The sequence below is a fragment of the Serratia sp. K1WW1 genome (assembly GCF_055790865.1).
This window is the reverse complement of the sequence record NZ_CM147697.1, coordinates 17,641-35,993: the sequence shown is the minus strand read 5'-3', so window position 1 is coordinate 35,993 and position 18,353 is coordinate 17,641. Positions and strand designations below refer to the sequence as shown.

Annotated in this window: 18 protein-coding genes; 3 read left to right on the top strand and 15 right to left on the bottom strand. The window is 54.8% G+C overall.

Annotated features, from left to right (window positions below; translation table 11 throughout):
• Positions 1–30: 30 nt before the first annotated feature.
• The gene (locus tag ACX9GU_RS00175) at positions 31–1,368 is read right to left on the bottom strand and encodes an NCS2 family permease (protein WP_021181404.1); all 1,338 of its coding nucleotides are present in this window, start codon (positions 1,366–1,368) and stop codon (positions 31–33) included.
• Positions 1,369–1,580: 212 nt separating this feature from the next.
• Here ACX9GU_RS00175 and yieH point away from each other — a divergent pair, with 212 nt between their 5' ends.
• Together yieH and ACX9GU_RS00165 are read left to right on the top strand one after the other, a co-directional pair.
• Positions 1,581–2,246 (top strand): 6-phosphogluconate phosphatase, encoded by a 666-nt coding sequence (gene yieH, locus ACX9GU_RS00170; RefSeq protein WP_473193472.1) that lies wholly within the window; start codon positions 1,581–1,583, stop codon positions 2,244–2,246.
• 102 nt (positions 2,247–2,348) lie between these two features.
• Complete coding sequence (locus ACX9GU_RS00165; RefSeq protein WP_174333164.1) at positions 2,349–2,585, top strand: hypothetical protein; 237 nt, start codon at positions 2,349–2,351, stop codon at positions 2,583–2,585.
• A gap of 56 nt (positions 2,586–2,641) precedes the next feature.
• Here the strand turns inward: ACX9GU_RS00165 and ACX9GU_RS00160 are convergent, their stop codons facing one another.
• The 12 genes from ACX9GU_RS00160 to glmU form a co-directional block, all read right to left on the bottom strand.
• On the bottom strand, positions 2,642–3,382 hold the full coding sequence (locus ACX9GU_RS00160) for an amino acid ABC transporter permease (protein ID WP_473193471.1): 741 nt from the start codon (positions 3,380–3,382) through the stop codon (positions 2,642–2,644).
• A gap of 1 nt (position 3,383) precedes the next feature.
• Positions 3,384–4,109, bottom strand: coding sequence for an amino acid ABC transporter permease (locus tag ACX9GU_RS00155; protein ID WP_473193470.1), 726 nt, complete (start codon positions 4,107–4,109; stop codon positions 3,384–3,386).
• Between the two features lie 70 nt (positions 4,110–4,179).
• On the bottom strand, positions 4,180–5,019 hold the full coding sequence (locus ACX9GU_RS00150; protein ID WP_473193469.1) for an ABC transporter substrate-binding protein: 840 nt from the start codon (positions 5,017–5,019) through the stop codon (positions 4,180–4,182).
• Positions 5,020–5,186: 167 nt separating this feature from the next.
• On the bottom strand, positions 5,187–5,918 hold the full coding sequence (gene phoU, locus ACX9GU_RS00145; RefSeq protein ID WP_024484696.1) for a phosphate signaling complex protein PhoU: 732 nt from the start codon (positions 5,916–5,918) through the stop codon (positions 5,187–5,189).
• Positions 5,919–5,930: 12 nt separating this feature from the next.
• Positions 5,931–6,701 (bottom strand): phosphate ABC transporter ATP-binding protein PstB, encoded by a 771-nt coding sequence (pstB, locus tag ACX9GU_RS00140; RefSeq protein ID WP_370454353.1) that lies wholly within the window; start codon positions 6,699–6,701, stop codon positions 5,931–5,933.
• 53 nt (positions 6,702–6,754) lie between these two features.
• Positions 6,755–7,645 (bottom strand): phosphate ABC transporter permease PstA, encoded by an 891-nt coding sequence (gene pstA, locus ACX9GU_RS00135; RefSeq protein WP_059199278.1) that lies wholly within the window; start codon positions 7,643–7,645, stop codon positions 6,755–6,757.
• A gap of 1 nt (position 7,646) precedes the next feature.
• Entirely contained in the window at positions 7,647–8,603 is a 957-nt protein-coding gene (gene pstC, locus ACX9GU_RS00130; RefSeq protein ID WP_024527373.1) for a phosphate ABC transporter permease PstC, read from the bottom strand.
• Between the two features lie 90 nt (positions 8,604–8,693).
• Positions 8,694–9,734 carry a phosphate ABC transporter substrate-binding protein PstS gene (gene pstS, locus ACX9GU_RS00125; protein WP_021181417.1) on the bottom strand — a complete coding sequence of 347 codons (1,041 nt, stop codon included), beginning with the start codon at positions 9,732–9,734 and terminating at the stop codon, positions 8,694–8,696.
• 327 nt (positions 9,735–10,061) lie between these two features.
• A complete protein-coding gene (locus tag ACX9GU_RS00120; RefSeq protein WP_473193468.1) occupies positions 10,062–11,141 on the bottom strand; it encodes a hypothetical protein in 1,080 nt (359 codons plus the stop codon).
• Position 11,142: 1 nt separating this feature from the next.
• A complete protein-coding gene (locus ACX9GU_RS00115; RefSeq protein ID WP_473193467.1) occupies positions 11,143–12,258 on the bottom strand; it encodes an ATP-grasp domain-containing protein in 1,116 nt (371 codons plus the stop codon).
• 122 nt (positions 12,259–12,380) lie between these two features.
• Positions 12,381–14,210: a glutamine--fructose-6-phosphate transaminase (isomerizing) gene (gene glmS, locus ACX9GU_RS00110; protein ID WP_473193466.1), complete on the bottom strand. Its 1,830-nt coding sequence runs from the start codon at positions 14,208–14,210 to the stop codon at positions 12,381–12,383.
• A 629-nt stretch (positions 14,211–14,839) separates the two neighbouring features.
• Positions 14,840–16,210, bottom strand: a complete 1,371-nt coding sequence (gene glmU / locus ACX9GU_RS00105; RefSeq protein WP_473193465.1) for a bifunctional UDP-N-acetylglucosamine diphosphorylase/glucosamine-1-phosphate N-acetyltransferase GlmU — start codon at positions 16,208–16,210, stop codon at positions 14,840–14,842.
• A gap of 95 nt (positions 16,211–16,305) precedes the next feature.
• On the opposite strand from glmU, the gene ACX9GU_RS00100 reads away from it, so the two are divergent.
• Positions 16,306–16,524 (top strand): hypothetical protein, encoded by a 219-nt coding sequence (locus ACX9GU_RS00100; protein WP_414824004.1) that lies wholly within the window; start codon positions 16,306–16,308, stop codon positions 16,522–16,524.
• Here the strand turns inward: ACX9GU_RS00100 and ACX9GU_RS00095 are convergent.
• Together ACX9GU_RS00095 and atpD are read right to left on the bottom strand one after the other, a co-directional pair.
• Positions 16,505–16,924 carry a F0F1 ATP synthase subunit epsilon gene (locus ACX9GU_RS00095; RefSeq protein ID WP_004933814.1) on the bottom strand — a complete coding sequence of 140 codons (420 nt, stop codon included), beginning with the start codon at positions 16,922–16,924 and terminating at the stop codon, positions 16,505–16,507. The two genes, ACX9GU_RS00100 and ACX9GU_RS00095, sit on opposite strands and share 20 nt — an antisense overlap.
• Positions 16,925–16,944: 20 nt before the next feature.
• A complete protein-coding gene (atpD, locus tag ACX9GU_RS00090) occupies positions 16,945–18,327 on the bottom strand; it encodes a F0F1 ATP synthase subunit beta (RefSeq protein ID WP_473193464.1) in 1,383 nt (460 codons plus the stop codon).
• Positions 18,328–18,353: the final 26 nt, after the last annotated feature.

Sequence of the window (18,353 nt, the reverse complement as noted above, 5' to 3'; positions counted from 1 at the left end):
AACGTATGTTAGGCCCCCACGTCGCGGGCATTAATGCCCGTCAACGAACGCAATTTTCAGCACGAATAGCAGCGCCACCACGATCACGCAGGGGCTGATTTCACGCCAGCGGCCGGTGCCCAGCTTCATGATGCAGTAAGAGATAAAGCCCAGGGCAATCCCTTCGGTGATCGAGAAGCTGAAAGGCATCATGGCGGCGGTCACAAAGGCCGGAACCGCTTCGGTCATGTCTTCCCACTTCACCCGCGCCAGGCTGGAGGTCATCAGCACCCCCACATAAATCAGCGCGCCCGCAGCAGCATAGGTTGGCACCATTCCCGCCAGCGGTGACAGGAAAATCACCAGCAGAAAGAGAATGCCTACCACCACGGCGGTCAGGCCAGTACGCCCACCGACGGCCACCCCAGAGGAGCTTTCAATATAGGCGGTGACCGAAGAGGTACCCGCAAAAGCACCGGCTACCGAGGTGATGCTGTCCACGTAAAGCGCCTGCTTCATACGCGGGAACTTGCCGTTTTCATCCGTCAGGCCAGCCTTGTCGGTCACTCCGATCAGCGTACCCGAGGAGTCAAACAGGTTAACCAGCATAAAGGAGAAGATCACACCTGCCAGGCCGATATTCAGCGCCCCGGCGATATCCACCTGGCCGACTACGGAGGTGACGTCCGGCGGTAGGGAAAATACGCCGCCATACTTCACGTCGCCCAATGCCCAGCCGATCAGCGTGGTTACCACGATAGAAACCAGTACCGCCGCATGAATATTACGCGAAGCCAGCACCGCGATAATAAAGAAGCCCAAGGCTCCCAGCAGTACGCTGTGGGAGGTCAGATTACCTACCGCCACCAGCGTGTCCGGATTGGCGACCACGATACCGGCGTTTTTCAACCCCATCATGGCGATAAACAGGCCGATACCGCTGGTGATGCCCACGCGCAGGCTCAGCGGGATATTGGCAATCATCCAGTAGCGGATACGGAAAATAGTCAGCAACAGGAAACCGATTGCGCCCCAGAAAATAGCGCCCATGCCGACCTGCCATGAAATACCCATCGCGCCGACCACCACAAACGCGAAGAACGCGTTGAGGCCCATCGCCGGAGCCAGCGCCACCGGCAGGTTAGCCAGCAAGCCCATCAGGATACTGCCCAACGCGGCAACCAGGCAGGTGGTGACAAACACCGCCTGAGTGTCCATGCCCGCCGCACCCAGGATCTGCGGGTTAACGAACACGATATACACCATGGTTAAAAAGGTGGTGAGGCCGGCAATCGTTTCCGTACGTACCGTGGTGCCATGCTGCTTGAGTTTAAACACGCGCTCAAGCAAGCCCTGATTGGCATCAAGGCTGAGGTCTTGTTTGCTCATTATAGAATTCCGAAGAGGGATTAGGACTGTCGCTGGCTATCCTATAACAAAAAGTCCGGGTTTTGACCTCGCTCACAGGTTTTTTTCGCCATCTTTACGGCTAAAACGGTCAACAAGTTGTATTTATTGAGATTGATCGCCAAAGAGGGACAATGCGCGACGATCCGGTTAAAGTAACAGCAGTCATGACTTAACCGAGGGCGCTTACCCCAATGAATCAGGTTGAATGTGTTTTATTTGATTGCGATGGCACGCTGGTAGACAGCGAAATGCTGTGCAGCAAGGCCTATGTGCATATGTTTGCCCACTACGGCATCGAGCTGGCGCTGGAAGAGGTATTTAAAAAGTACAAAGGGATCAAGCTCTACGAGATCATTGAGTTGGTTAACGCCGAGCACGGGGTCAATTTACCTGCCAGCGACCTGGAGCCAATTTTTCGCCAGGAAGTGGCCCGTCTGTTTGATGCCGAGCTCCAGCCGATTGCCGGTGCACGCGAGCTGCTGGCACAGATGAATGCCCCAATGTGCACCGTTTCTAACGGCCCGGTGAGCAAAATGCAGCATTCTCTAGGGTTAACCGACATGCTGTCCTATTTTGATGACCGGTTGTTCAGCGGCTACGATATTCAACGCTGGAAACCCGATCCGGCCATCGTATTCCATGCCGCCCAACAGATGCAGGTGCCCGTAGAGCGCTGTATTTTGGTAGATGATTCCGTTGCCGGTGCCCAGGCGGGGATCGCGGCTGGCATCCCGGTGTTCTACTTCTGCGCCGATCCTCATAATCAACCGATCGATCACCCGTTGGTGACAACGTTTGACGATCTGGCGCAGCTACCAGCACTGTGGCAACAGCGGGGCTGGCAGCTTACCCGTTAAAGGTATCTGGAATTATCCCACCTACCTGGCGGGATATCCCTCTGTAGCAGGTGGTTCGTTTGAGAGCACATGGTGTAAAAAACTACGCAAAGGGAATTGAGAATGAAAGGGATAGTGTCCAAAGTCGTTACCCTACTATTAGCCATCGTCGTTGCCATTCTTTGCATTTTCTCGCTGTTTTCTCTTTTGTATATCGCAGCGACAATCATAGGAATATATGACGAGGGCCCAAATAGATTTAACCTTGGCTATCTTGCGGGGCAGATCCTGACGCTGATAGTTAGCGTGGTGATGGTATACGTACTTGGGAAGCAGTTTAAAAAACTGGAATGGTCGTGACTTTCAAACAACCCTGCACGCAAATTATTGGGGCCTTACCAGCCCCATAGATCCGCTTAACTAGCCGGTAGAGGCGGGCGATTACGCCACCAGCGCCAGCTGCGTTTTAGCGCTTTGGTCTGCGGGCTAAGGCGTTTATTCAGCGCGTTCGCCAGCACATCCAGCGTCAGGCAGAAGATAAAATAGACCAGCGCCACAAACAGGAACACCTCCATCGGGTAAACCATGCTGCGGTTATTAACCTGCGTGGCCAGGAAGGTCAACTCACCCACGCCGACGATGTACGCCAGCGAAGTGTCTTTAATCAGCGAGATCCACTGGTTGATAAACGAAGGCACCATCATGCGCAGCGCCTGCGGCAAGACGATCATCCGCAGCACCTGCCAGCGGTTTAAACCCAGCGATAACCCCGCCTGCCATTGCCCAGCACCGATTGCGACGATCCCCGCTTTTACCGCATGGGCCAGATAGGCCGAGGCGATCAACGCCAGCGCGCACACCACGGTGGTAATTTCCGGGATATCGACGCCAAACACGATTGGCAGCAGGAAGTAAGTCCAGAAAATCAGCATGATCACCGGGATGGCGCGGAAGAACCCGAGCACCATCGCCAACAATCCGGCCAGCACCCCACGCGACATCGCCAGCGCGACACCCAGCAACGTGCCCAGAATTGCCGAAGCCAGTCCGGCCATCAGGCTGATCGCCAACGTCAACGCAGCACCGCCCAAAGGCCCATCCGGGAAGGTGCCCCACAGCAGGTAACCCAGGTTTTCCTGAATAACGGTAAAGTCCATCTTAGTGCCCCCCCAGCGGTTTGCGCTGTTGACGCCACATGCCCCAACCTTCCAACAGGGCAATAATGGCGATATACAGCACCGTTGCCACGCCAAACGCCTGGAAGGTTCGCAGGGTTTCGGTTTCCACCTGGCGCGAAGCGTAAGACAGCTCAGCCAGGCCGATCGCCATAGTCAGCGATGAGTTCTTAATCACGTTCATGTACTGCCCCAGCAGAGGCGGGAAAGCGATTTTCAGCGCCTGCGGCAGCACCACATAGCGCATCGATTGCCAGCCGGTCAGCCCTAGCGCGTAGGCTGCATTCTTTTGCCCACTGGCGACGCCACGGATGCCGGAGCGGATCTCTTCGGCAATAAACGCGGTGGAATAAAGCGTCAGGCCGAAGAAGCCCGCCAGGAATTCAAACGAGGGCCAGTCGAGAAAGCCTAACTGATGGGGAGTATTCAGCCATTGCATGGCGAAGGAGGGCAGGATTTGCCCGGCGGCGAAATACCAGAAGAACAGTTGCACCAGCAGAGGAGTATTGCGAAATAGCGCGCTGTAGGCCACCGCCAGCCAGCTTAACGGGCGCAGGCTGCTGTCCCGCATCGCAGCCAAGCCAAAACCCAGCAGCGTTGCCGCCAGCCCGGCACAGGCCGACAGCCATAAGGTCATCAAGAAGCCATTCCATAGCCAGCTCAGATACTGCGGCGCCAACAGCCAGTCTGAGAGTTGTTGCAGATTCATACGAGGTACTTCCCCTCACCCTAACCCTCTCCGCCACGGTACAAAATCAGGGGGAGAGGGAAAAGGGAGATTAGGCTTTAGGTTGCTGATCCAACGGGCCGATCTTGAAATCGCCACGCGGTTGGGCGGTTTTGGTTTCCGGGCCGAACCAGCGCTCGTAAATCTTCACCGCATCGCCGTCTTTTTCCAGTTTGATCAAGGTATCGTTAACGGTAGCCGTGAGGCGATCTTCGCCTTTCGGGATACCAACACCCTGATACTCTTTGGTGATGCTAAACGGAGAGATTTCAAAGTCGGCTTTTTGCGCGGCTGGCAGGTTGCCTAGCAGGCCAACCAGCTTGGCATCGTCCTGGGTAATCGCCTGCACGTTGCCGTTACGCAGGGCGACAAACGCCAGTGGGGTATCGTCGTAAGAGATGACCTTGGCCGTTGGATAATGCTCACGCAGGGTAATTTCCTGCACAGTGCCTTTATCTGCGCCGATGCGCAGCTTCTTGATATCTTCCGGGGTTTTCAGCACGCCTTTATGAGCAATGAATTTCTGGCCGGTAGCAAAATACGGCACGCTGAAATTCACCTCTTTGGCACGCTCGTCGGTGATGGTGAAGTTGGCCGCGATCAGATCAACCTTTTTGGACACCAGCAAAGGAATGCGGTTAGCCGGGTTGGTAGCACGCAGTTCAACCTTGACGCCCAGCGCCTTACCGATGGCTTCGGCCACGTCCACGTCATAACCCACCAGCTTTTTGCTTTGCGGATCAACATAACCAAACGGTGGGTTGCTATCGAATACCGCAATACGCACCACGCCGGCTTTTTGAATATCATCGAGTTTATCGGCATGTGCCACACCGGTGGCAAGGCTGGTCAGGCTGGCTAACAGAGATAAGGCTAAGACGCGCTGTTTCATGAAAAGCTCCCAAGTGATTGATGTCCCGCTGGCTGATAAGCTAGCAAGCCTCACTTAGGTCAGGAAATAATATTAAACGCTATAGTTATAACCTTTTTAACTTTACGGTTTTTAAATGGCATAAAGGCGCCGTTTTCAGCGCCTTCCGGAGTAAATCACTGGTTGAATTACGCTTTTTTCTCGTCTTTACCGTCTGACAACAGCTTGTCCAGCGCATCGCCACCGATATGGCGGAAGTCCTGGCCTTTGACGAAGTAGAAGATGAATTCGCAAATATTCTGGCAACGATCGCCGATACGCTCGATAGAGCGGGCACAGAACAGCGCCGTCAGCACGCTCGGAATGGTGCGCGTATCTTCCATCATGTAGGTCATCAGTTGGCGCACGATGCCTTCATATTCCTGATCGACCTTCTTGTCTTCGCGGTAAATCCGGATCGCTTCATCCAGATCCATACGCGCAAAGGCATCCAGCACGTCGTGCAGCATCTGCACGGTGTGGCGGCCCAGTGACTCCAGGCTGACCAGCAATGGCTGATGCTGGTGCGAGAATTTCTCCAGTGCGGTGCGACAAATCTTGTCCGCTACGTCGCCAATGCGTTCCAGCTCGGAAATGGTCTTGATGATCGCCATCACCAGGCGCAGGTCGCTGGCGGTCGGCTGGCGTTTGGCAATGATGCGCACGCAGGCCTCGTCGATCGCCACTTCCATCATATTGACCTTGGCATCGCCCTCGATCACCCGCTTGGCCAGTTCACCGTCCTGGTTATGCATCGCGGTAATGGCGTCGGTGAGTTGTTGCTCCACCAGCCCACCCATGGTCAGCACCTGGGTGCGGATGTGCTCGAGTTCAGCGTTGAACTGGCCGGAAATGTGTTTATTTAAATTCAGGTTATCCATGATGCATCCTAATCAACCATAGCGGCCAGTAATGTAGTCTTCGGTCTGCTTTTTCTGTGGCGCGGTAAACAGAGTGTCAGTATCGCTGAACTCGATCAACTCACCCAGATACATAAATGCGGTGGAGTCGGAACAACGCGCCGCCTGCTGCATATTGTGGGTCACAATCACCACGGTGTAGTCAGACTTCAGCTCGCTGATCAGCTCTTCAATCTTGCCGGTGGAAATCGGATCCAGCGCCGAGCAAGGCTCATCCAGCAACAGCACTTCCGGGCGAATGGCAATGCCGCGCGCAATGCACAGGCGTTGCTGCTGGCCACCGGACAGGCTGTAACCGCTTTGGTGCAGCTTGTCCTTGGTCTCGTTCCACAGTGCCGCCTTGGTCAGCGCCCACTGGACACGCTCGTCCATATCCGCACGGGACAGCTTCTCGAACAGGCGCACGCCAAAGGCGATGTTGTCGTAAATCGACATCGGGAACGGCGTTGGCTTTTGGAACACCATGCCCACCTTGGCACGCAGCAGCGCGATGTCCTGGTTATCCGTCAGGATGTTTTGCCCATCCAGCAGGATATCACCTTCGGCACGCTGCTCGGGGTAGAGCTGGTACATCTTGTTGAAGGTCCGCAGCAGCGTCGATTTGCCACAGCCTGACGGGCCGATAAACGCGGTCACCTTGTTCTTGGCGATATCCAGCGTGATGTTTTTCAGCGCATGGAATTTGCCGTAGTAAAAGTTCAGATCGCGTACCTGAATTTTGCTGCTGGAAGTGGAGTCAACCATACTCATCAAGACTTCTCTCTTTTCACGGTGTCGCCTGAGCGGCACCTAAATTTTTATGAATGCTTTTTCTTGGCGAAAATCACACGCGCCAGGATATTCAGTAACAGTACGCACAGGGTGATCAACAGCACCCCGGCCCAGGCCAGCTGTTGCCATTCGGCAAACGGGCTCATGGCAAACTTGAAAATGGTGACCGGCAGGTTGGCGATCGGCTGCATCAGGTCGGTGCTCCAGAACTGATTCGACAGCGAGGTAAACAGTAACGGGGCGGTTTCCCCGGCGATACGCGCAATCGCCAGCAGCACGCCGGTGATAATGCCGGAGACCGACGCCTTCAGCGTAATCGCGGAAATCATGCGCCATTTGGGTGTCCCCAGCGCATAGGCCGCTTCACGCAGCGTGTCCGGTACCAACTTGAGCATGTTCTCGGTGGTGCGGATCACGATCGGGATCTGTAACAGAGCCAGTGCAATAATCCCGGCCCAACCGGAGAAGTGTTCCATTTTCGCCACCACCACGGTGTAAACGAACAGGCCCACGACGATCGACGGTGCGGATAACAGAATATCGTTGATAAAGCGGATCACTTCCGCCAGCCAGGATTTACGGCCGTATTCCGCCAGATAAATCCCCGCCATGATGCCCAACGGAGTACCGAAGATGGTTGCCCACAGGATCAACAAACCACTACCGGCGATAGCGTTAGCCAGACCACCACCTGCCGTATTCGGCGGCGGCGTCATTTCGGTAAACAGCGCCAGCGACATGCCGTCGATGCCCTTGGTGATGGTCGAGAACAGGATCCACACCAGCCAGAACAGGCCAAAGGCCATAGTCGCCATCGACAGGAACAGCGCCAGACGGTTTTTCTGCCGACGCCAGGCCTGCATTTTACGGCGGCTTTCCGCCAGTGCTACCGGGTTTTGCATATCCATCGTTGCCATGTTAGCGACCCTCACGCTTGGCCAGGCGCATCACCATCAACTTCGACAGCGCCAGGACGATAAAGGTGATCACAAACAGGATCAGCCCAAGCTGCATCAATGCAGAGGTATGTAGCCCGGATTCTGCTTCGGCGAATTCGTTGGCCAGCGCCGAGGTGATACTGTTGCCCGGCATATACAGCGAGAAACTGTCGAGCTGGTAGGTGTTACCGATAATAAAGGTCACCGCCATGGTTTCCCCCAGAGCGCGCCCCAGGCCAAGCATCACGCCGCCGATCACGCCGTTTTTGGTGAACGGCAGCACAATGCGCCAGATCACTTCCCAAGTGGTGCAGCCGATGCCATAGGCCGACTCTTTCATCATCACCGGGGTCTGTTCGAACACATCGCGCATCACCGCAGCAATGTAAGGAATAATCATAATGGCCAGGATCACCCCGGCAGCCAGAATACCGATACCAAATGCCGGGCCGGAGAACAGCTCGCCAACGATCGGGATACCGGACAGCACTTCCCCCACCGGGGTCTGGAAATATTTGGCGAACAGCGGGGCAAATACGAACAGGCCCCACATGCCGTAAACGATGCTCGGGATCGCCGCTAACAGTTCTATCGCGATCCCCAATGGGCGCTTGAGCCAGTTAGGGGCCAACTCGGTCAGGAACAGGGCAATACCAAAACTGACCGGCACGGCGATAATCAGCGCAATCACCGAGGTGACGACCGTGCCGTAGATCGGCACCAGCGCACCAAACTGCTCGGCTGGCGCATCCCACTCTTTGGTCCACAGGAAGGCAAAACCGAACTTTTGCATGCTTGGCCAGGAGGCGATAATCAGCGAAACGATGATGCCGCCCAGCAACAATAGGGTAATCAGCGCCGCCAGTCTGACCAGCGCGCTGAAGATGATGTCACCGTTTTTGCCCGGTGCTTTAATGGTCGGCTTGTACTCAGCCATAGATTACTCTTCTGTTTAAAACTTGGAGGGCCCGGCACGCCAGGCCCCGACAGTCAGGTTGAGGCGCGGTCTGCCGCACCCCCTGCGTTGTTAGAACAAGGCCTTACCGGAGCTGTCTTTGATGTTGGTCTTCCAGGCAGCACGGATTTGCTCGACCACTTCGGCAGGCAAGGCGGCGTAATCCAGTTCGCTGGCCTGTTTGGCACCGGTCTTGTAAGCCCAGTCAAAGAACTTCAGCACTTCTGCGCCCTGCTCAGGCTTCTTCTGCTCTTTGTGCACCAGGATGAAGGTGGTGGAAGTGATTGGCCAGACGTTGTCGCCTTTCTGGTTGGTCAGGTCCTGCGCGAAGGTTTTGCTCCAATCCGCGCCTTTGGCTGCGGCGCTGAAGCTCTCTTCGGTTGGGCTGACCGCTTTGCCATCGGCAGACACTAATTTAGTGTAGGCCAGGTTGTTCTGCTTGGCGTAAGCGTATTCAACGTAGCCGATAGAGCCAGGCAGACGCTGAACGAACGCGGCGATACCGTCATTGCCCTTGCCACCCAGGCCGGTTGGCCAGTTAACGGTTGAGCCTGCACCAATTTTCTCTTTCCACTGCGCGTTAGCCTTGGCCAGATAGCTGGTGAAGACGAAAGAAGTCCCGGAACCATCAGCACGACGCACCACGGCGATAGCCTGATCCGGCAGCTTGACGCCCGGGTTCAGTTTAACGATCGCCGGGTCATTCCATTTTTTGATGTTGCCCAGGTAGATATCACCCAGGGTTTGACCATCCAGAGTCAGCTCACCGGATTTGATACCCGGAATATTCACCGCCAGTACCACGCCACCGATCACGGTAGGGAACTGGAACAGGCCGTCCGCAGCCAGTTTTTCATCGGACAGCGGGGCATCAGAAGCACCAAAGTCAACGGTGTTGGCGATGATTTGCTTCACACCACCAGAGGAACCAATCCCCTGATAGTTAACCTTGTTGCCGGTTTCTTTCTGATAAGAATCTGCCCACTTGGCATACACCGGAGCGGGGAATGTCGCACCTGCACCGGTCAGGCTAGCAGCAGCGAAGGCGGACACAGAGGCCAAAGAGAAAGTCGCTGCCACAATACTGGCGACGGTGGTACGCATCAGTTTCATAATCCCTCCTAATGGGATATTTCAAAAATCGACTTTGAGTCGTTTTCATCAGAGTAAGTATTGCTGCAGGAGGGAAAATAGGACAGTTTGGTGACAGTAAAATGTACGAAATATGACAGTTATATTACAGCGGCAAGCGATTGATATTTATTTGATTAAAATCAGTGAGATGATGTCATTTTTAGGCAAAAAACAATCTGCAAAAACCTGCCTGTTGCTGCACTATCTCTCTGAATATGAGCAGTTTTCGCTCTTTTTTACACGCTTGTCATATTGCCAATCGTTGGCGCACTATCCCCAAGTTGCAGGGCGATATCTTAGTAATATTCATAACTGATAGCGTTTCAATAACGGCTGATAGACCTTGCGGGAAAGCCAGGAAATCACCGTCCAAATGCTACGCTGATAAACGTTCAGGTGCCGGACATAAACCATGCTGTATTCAATCACCGGTTGGCAACCGCGAACCCGCTTAAAATCTGGCGCGCCAGAACTCAAATTGAGAAACAGCTTACGATCCATGGTGTAGCGTAACGCAAAGGCGATCAGACGACGATATAGCGCCAATGATGCGGGTAATTCCGTCCGATAGCCGACGATCGGCACCGTTACCGTCTGTTCCAACTGAACCATTCCCAACGCCCCCACCATTTGCTGCTGGTGGAACAAGCCGTACAGTTGCAACACACCAAGCTGCGAGGCCTGAGATAAATAACCGGCAGTGAACTGCACATTCTGGCGGCTATATTTATCCAGGTAGAGCTGGTTATAAAGGCGTTCGGCACACTGCATCTGCTCGGGATCATCGGCAGACAACCGTTTGAACTCCCATCCCATCTGATGCAGCAGTTTGTCATCCCGGCGCGCATTGATTTTTCCCCACCAGCGTAAAGGATCGTCCAGGCTATAAACCTGACGGCTGACGATAGGCAGCCAACCTTGCCGGGAGAGCCGCGCCAACAACTCGGGGGTCTGCTGCCCATTGAGCGAACGGATCATCAAAGTATGCTGGGGATAGCGCTGCAATGCCTGTTGCCGCAACGCGTCGGTATCCAGGGATTGCCAGTGGCTGCTGGTCATATTGGTGGAAAGGCACTGATTATTCAGCACCTGGAGCCGATCGACGTGTGCCAGCAATAAGGGCCACTTCAGCAACAGCGTCAGCCCATTGCACAGCGTCCGCAACGCGCCGTTATCGATTTTGATAATTTCATCCCGCGCGTAATCGACGATCAGCGCCAGCGGGGAAACCACATAGCAATTACCAGGTACGTAATCATTGACCGTCGCCGGTATCCAGAAACCATCCTGCTGATACTCGGTCATCGACGTCTGGAGATTGGCGATCATGCCTGGCTGTTGCAACAGGGTCACTTGCAGGCGCTGCCACTGATTAACCTGCTCCATGCTAACCATCCCACTCGATATCAAAGGTGCTGGCATCGGTGAGAGGCCGACGATAGCGCAAGCTACGGTATCCCATTTCCAACAATGCACACCACTGGGCTCCGGCACTTATCGGCCAACGGCGATCGTTTAGCAGATTAGGCGCTTGGCGAAAATCCCGCCATAGCGTCGCCAACTGCTTCTCGCGCCAAGCCTGCAAGGCAAAAAATAACAGTACGATCACGCCCACATGTCCCGCCTTAGGCCGCGCTGGCTGGTATTGCAATTGCCCATCGGCGGCGATGGACATCTGAGCCCCCAGCAAATGCAGGCCGCTAGTGGCCCTGGGGTTACACTCAATAACAAAAATCACCCCGTCCTGTTCGATAAAATCGAACGCCACCTGGCCATGAAAACCGGTTTTTACCCCAAACTGACGGACAAAATCGTCCAGCCGCCGATCCTGATAGGGGACAAAGTAGCTACCTGCGGCCTGATTGAAACAGTATTTGGGTTGATATGCCTGATGAGCGATCAGCCTGCCATGTTCGAATACGGCATAGTTGCACAAGGCCACGCCGTTTAATTTATGCTGCTGCACCCAGGGGATATGCTCGTTGAGCTGCCGATCGTTCAATACACCCGGTTTTGGCGTACGGATCACTTGGCGACCAAAGCGTGAATAAACCGGTTTCAAAATGGTCTGGGGATCGTCGGCAATTTGCGAGCAGGAGGTCAGTAATCGGGTCGCGGGAGTCCGCACCTCACCCAATCCCGTTAACAGGCTCAGGCTTTGGTACTTATGATGCAGTTCAAATAGCAACCGCCGTTCGGGCATCAGCCACTCGGTAGGCCCGATATACGCAGCAAACGCCTGGGATAGGTAGAAGATCTCTTCACAGGTGGGGATCAGCAGCCCAATAGCATGTTGGTCGAGATAGCCTTGCAGCTGCTGCTGATAACCGGCAAGGTCCTGACGCGGGGAGGGGAGCCGTAGATAACCTTCAATCCCTTGTAAAAAGCGGCCCAGCGGCCATTTAAGGCTGTCCGCCAACCAGACGCGGTGCCCGCTGCGCAACGCAATACGTGCCCATTCTATCGCGACCGGAGCCCGTGCCCCAGTAATCAAAACATTCATTATCTACGTATTCCCTTCCCTGCAGCATCACCCGCCAATCATAGCGTTAATGGCAAAACTGAGGCTAAAAAAATACCGTGTTGAGTAACCCAACACGGTATTCATAGCAGAAAGGTTAGCGATTATTCCACGGTGACGGATTTAGCCAGGTTGCGTGGCTGATCCACATCGGTGCCTTTGATCAGGGCGACGTAATAGGACAAAAGCTGCAACGGCACGGTGTAGAAGATCGGTGCGACGATTTCTTCCACGTGCGGCAGTGGAATGATGGTCATCCCTTCGCTGCTGACGAAGCCGGCATCCTGATCGGCGAACACATACAGCTGGCCACCACGAGCACGTACCTCTTCGATATTGGATTTAAGCTTCTCCAACAGCTCGTTGTTAGGCGCAACCACGATCACCGGCATGTCGGCATCGATCAACGCCAGCGGGCCGTGCTTAAGCTCACCGGCGGCGTACGCCTCGGCGTGGATATAGGAGATCTCTTTAAGCTTCAGCGCCCCTTCCATCGCGATCGGGTATTGATCGCCGCGGCCAAGGAACAGAGCGTGATGTTTGTCAGAGAAACCTTCCGCCAGCGCTTCGATGCTCTTATCCAGTGACAGCATCTGCTCGATACGCGCAGGCAGGGCTTGCAGACCGTGCACAATGTCATGCTCTACGCTTTCCGCCATCCCTTTCAGGCGGCCAAGACGCGCCACCAGCATCAACAACACAGCAAGCTGGGTGGTAAAGGCTTTGGTTGAAGCAACACCAATTTCGGTACCGGCCTTGGTCATTAGCGCCAGATCGGATTCACGCACCAGCGAAGAACCCGCCACGTTACACACCGCCAGAGAACCCAAATAGCCCAGCTCTTTGGACAGGCGCAGCGCTGCCAACGTATCGGCAGTCTCGCCTGATTGAGACAGGGTGATGATCAGGCTGCCCGGGCGTACCGCTGACTTGCGATAACGGAATTCAGAGGCAATCTCGACGTCACAAGGCACACCGGCCAGCGCCTCGAACCAGTAACGTGCCACCATCCCCGAGTGGTAAGACGTCCCACAGGCGATGATCTGCACGTGCTGCACTTTAGACAGCAACTCGTCAGCGTGCGGGCCAAGTTCGCTCAGGTCGATCTTGCCATGGCTGAAACGCCCCTCAAGGGTGTTTTTCAGCGCCATTGGCTGCTCAAAAATCTCTTTTTGCATGTAATGACGGTACGCGCCTTTATCACCGGCGTCGTATTGCACCTGAGATTCGATCTCTGGGCGCTCAATCGCATTACCCTGCTTGTCAAAAATACTGACGGTACGGCGGGTCACTTCTACCACGTCGCCTTCTTCCAGGAAGATAAAGCGGCGGGTTACCGGCAGCAGGGCCAGTTGGTCGGAGGCAATGAAGTTTTCGCCCACGCCACGGCCAATCACCAGCGGGCTACCTGAACGGGCAGCCACCAATACGCTCGGATCGCGGCTATCCATCACCACGGTGCCATAAGCGCCACGCAGCTGTGGGATCACACGCTGTACCACTTCCAGCAGCGTACCGCCCTGCTTCTGTTCCCAATGCACCAGATGAGCAATCACCTCTGTGTCGGTTTCAGAACTGAAGCGATAACCACGCGCAATCAGCTGTTCACGCAGCGGTTCGTAGTTTTCGATAATGCCGTTATGCACCACCGCGATGTAATCTGAAACATGAGGATGCGCGTTCGCCTCTGAAGGTTCACCGTGCGTCGCCCAACGGGTATGGGCAATCCCGGTACCACCATGCAGATCCTGTTGCTCTGCCGCTTCAGCCAGTTTTTGTACCTTGCCGACACGACGTAGACGGCTGACGTTCCCCTCGCTATCCACCACGGCCAGACCCGCTGAGTCATAGCCCCGGTATTCCAGGCGTCGTAAACCTTCCAGCAGGATCTCGGCGATATCACGTTGCGCTACTGCACCTACAATTCCACACATCTGTTGTATTCCTAATTAAACGCCTTGCGGGCGCTTTCGATGTCTCGACCTGATTTTTGCCGGTTTTACCGTGCTTCCCCGAGCCTGTAGAGAATGGGGATTATTATGTTTTGCTCTGTACTCTTTGCAAAAACACAGAGCAAAACAGTGACCCCCTCACCCTAACCCTCTCCCACAGGGAGAGGGGACCGATCGAGAGAGTCTGAAATTATGTCTTCTACATCAGCACCAGCTGATTCACCTTGGTTAAAGGGACGATCGCGGTTGCTAATATTACCCCAGCTATCCCAACAGATAAGGGGTTAACAACTCCCTCTCCCACAGGGAGACCGATCGAGAGAGCCTGAAATTATGTCTTCTACATCAGCACCAGCTGATTCACCTTGGTTAAAGGGACGATCGCGGTTGCTAATATTACCCCAGCTATCCCAACAGATAAGGGGCTAACAACTCCCTCTCCCACAGGGAGACCGATCGAGAGAGCCTGAAATTACGTCTTCTACATCAGCACCGACTGGTTCACCTTGGTTAAAAGGACGACCGCGGTTGCCAAGATGACCTTTTTACTTCCAAACGAGCAGGGGCTAACAGCTCCCTCTCCCTGTGGGAGAGGGTTGGGGTGAGGGCCCCTACTTCTTCTTGGTTGGACGCAGCCAGCCTTGAATATGCACCTGCTTGACCCGGCTCAACACCAGCTCATTATCCGCAATATCTCGGGTCACCGTGGTACCAGCAGCGATCGTCACCCCTTTACCTACCGTGACCGGAGCCACCAGCTGAGTATCCGAGCCGACAAACACGCCGTCGCCAATAATGGTTTTGTGCTTGTTGGCACCATCGTAGTTGCAGGTGATGGTACCGGCACCGATATTCACATCGTCGCCAATCTCGGCATCGCCCAGATAGCTCAGGTGACCGGCTTTGGAGCCCTTGCCCAAACGAGCTTTCTTCATTTCCACGAAGTTGCCAACGTGGGCACCTTCCGCCAATTCAGCACCTGGGCGCAGACGGGCAAATGGCCCAACCGTACAAGCAGCCTCAAGCACAGCATCTTCCAGCACGCTGTAAGGGCTGATCTCGCAGTCATCGCCAATCACGCAGTCTCTCAGTACGCAGCCAGCACCGATCTTCACGCGGTTACCCAGCTTGACCATGCCTTCGATAATCACGTTGGCATCAATGGAGATGTCACGGCCATGTTCCAACACGCCACGCAGATCGAAGCGTGCCGGATCCAGCAGCATCACGCCAGCCAGCAACAGCTTCTCTGCCTGTTCGGCCTGATACACGCGTTCAAGCTGCGACAGTTGCAGGCGGTTATTCACGCCTTCAACTTCGCTCAGGCGCGCCGGGTGTACCGCCTCAATCTTGTTACCCTCGGCATGAGCCAAGGCAATGATGTCGGTAATATAGAATTCACCCTGCGCGTTATTATTATTCAACTTGCCCAGCCAGCGCTTCAGATCGCGGCCGTTGGCCACCAGAATACCGGTGTTGATTTCATTAATCTGGCGCTGCTCATCGCTGGCATCTTTATGTTCGACAATGCCTACCACGTTGCCATTTTCACGCACGATGCGGCCGTAACCACTCGGGTCTTGCAGCTTCACCGTCAGCAGGCCAATGCCACCCTGAGGTTTGGCTGCCAGCAGACGCGTCAGCGTTTCGACGGCGATCAGTGGCACATCGCCATACAGCATCAGCACGTCTTCATCATCAGCAAAATGCGGTGCCGCCTGCTGCATTGCGTGACCCGTTCCCAACTGCTCGGCCTGCAACACCCAGTTTAGTGCATCATTGCGCAGGGTGCTTTTCAGCAGTTCGCCGCCGTGGCCGTAAACCAGATGGACGTTTTTGGCACCCAGCTTCATGGCAGCATCAATGACGTGCTGCACCATTGGCTTACCCGCCAGCGGATGTAACACCTTGGGAAGGTCGGAATACATGCGTGTTCCCTTGCCCGCGGCGAGGATAACCACGCTCATTGCGCTGTTAGACATAAGCAACCTGATAACTCCATTTTGATGGACGAAAGTAAACCCGTTTGATAACGGAATTACTACATATTTCTCTACACGAATCCGGCGCAGGCCGCATGGCTCCTAGCCTGCCGCCAATGGCTGCGATCCAACCGTACAGCGAAAAAACTGTCGGCGATCGGCGACGCTTAATTCAACTGGAAGCGCTAATACAGCACAATGCCTGGCCGGTTGAAACGCTTATTTTAAAACAAAAAAAAAGCGACCCACAGGGGCCGCTTTCTTATTTCCACACGCTGCAGGCAACGCGGGAATTTACATCGCTTTTCTGGTGAGCTCGATAACGCGCAGTTTCGCGATCGCTTTCGCCAGTTCAGCAGATGCCTGAGCATAGTCGACATCGCCATGAGAGCTACGGATGTGCTCTTCAGCTTTACGCTTAGCTTCCAGCGCTCTCGCTTCGTCGAGGTCCGTTCCACGGATGGCAGTGTCCGCCAGCACGGTTACCACGCTCGGCTGTACCTCAAGGATACCGCCGGACAGGTAGATGAACTCTTCTTCACCGTGCTGTTTAACAATACGCACCATGCCAGGCTTGATGGCAGTCAGCAGCGGCGCATGGCCAGGGAAGATCCCCAGTTCGCCTTCGCTGCCTGTCACCTGGATCTTCTGCACCAGGCCGGAAAACATCTGTTTTTCCGCGCTGACGACATCCAGATGGTAAGTCATAGCCATATCACCCTCCTCTCAAGGCGTTACAGTTTCTTGGCTTTTTCCACTGCTTCTTCAATGGTGCCAACCATGTAGAACGCCTGCTCCGGCAGGTGGTCATAGTCGCCGTCCATAATGCCTTTGAAACCACGGATGGTGTCTTTCAGCGATACGAACTTGCCCGGAGAACCGGTAAAGACTTCTGCCACGAAGAACGGCTGAGACAGGAAACGTTGGATTTTACGCGCACGGGATACAACCAGCTTGTCATCTTCTGACAGCTCGTCCATACCCAGGATGGCGATGATATCTTTCAGTTCCTGGTAGCGTTGCAGAATAGACTGCACGCCACGCGCTACGTCGTAGTGCTCCTGGCCAACTACCAGTGGATCCAGCTGACGGCTGGTGGAATCCAGCGGGTCAACGGCCGGGTAGATACCCAGAGAAGCGATGTTACGGCTCAGTACCACGGTTGCATCCAAGTGAGCAAAGGTGGTGGCTGGTGATGGGTCAGTCAAGTCATCCGCAGGAACGTAAACGGCCTGCACAGAGGTGATTGAACCAGTCTTGGTAGAGGTGATACGTTCTTGCAGAACGCCCATCTCTTCCGCCAGCGTTGGCTGATAACCTACCGCCGATGGCATACGGCCCAGAAGTGCGGACACTTCGGTACCGGCCAGGGTATAACGGTAGATGTTATCGACGAACAGCAGTACGTCACGACCTTCGTCACGGAACTTCTCCGCCATGGTCAGGCCGGTCAGCGCAACGCGCAGACGGTTACCTGGTGGCTCGTTCATCTGGCCGTAAACCAGGGAAACTTTGTCCAGTACGTTGGAGTCGGTCATTTCGTGGTAGAAGTCGTTACCCTCACGAGTACGTTCACCCACGCCCGCAAACACAGAATAACCGGAGTGCTCGATCGCGATGTTACGGATCAGCTCCATCATGTTTACGGTTTTACCTACACCAGCACCCCCGAACAGACCAACTTTACCACCCTTGGCGAACGGGCAGATCAGGTCCATTACCTTGATACCGGTTTCCAGCAGATCCTGGGAACTGGACAGCTCTTCGTAGCTTGGCGCCGGGCGGTGAATAGCCCAACGTTCTTCTTCGCCGATGTCGCCCTTCATGTCGATTGGTTCACCCAATACGTTCATGATACGGCCCAGGGTAGCTTTACCTACCGGTACTTCAATTGGGTGCTGCAGGTCGGTTACGGCCAGACCACGACGCAGACCGTCGGAGGTCCCCATCGCGATACAGCGAACCACGCCGCCACCCAGCTGTTGCTGAACTTCCAGCACCAATTTCTCGGAGCCGTTTGCGACCTCAAGAGCGTCGTACACTTTTGGTACGGCATCCTGAGGGAACTCGACGTCCACCACGGCGCCGATTACCTGGATAATCTTTCCAGTAGCCATCTTGAATCCTCTACGTAATTCGTAAA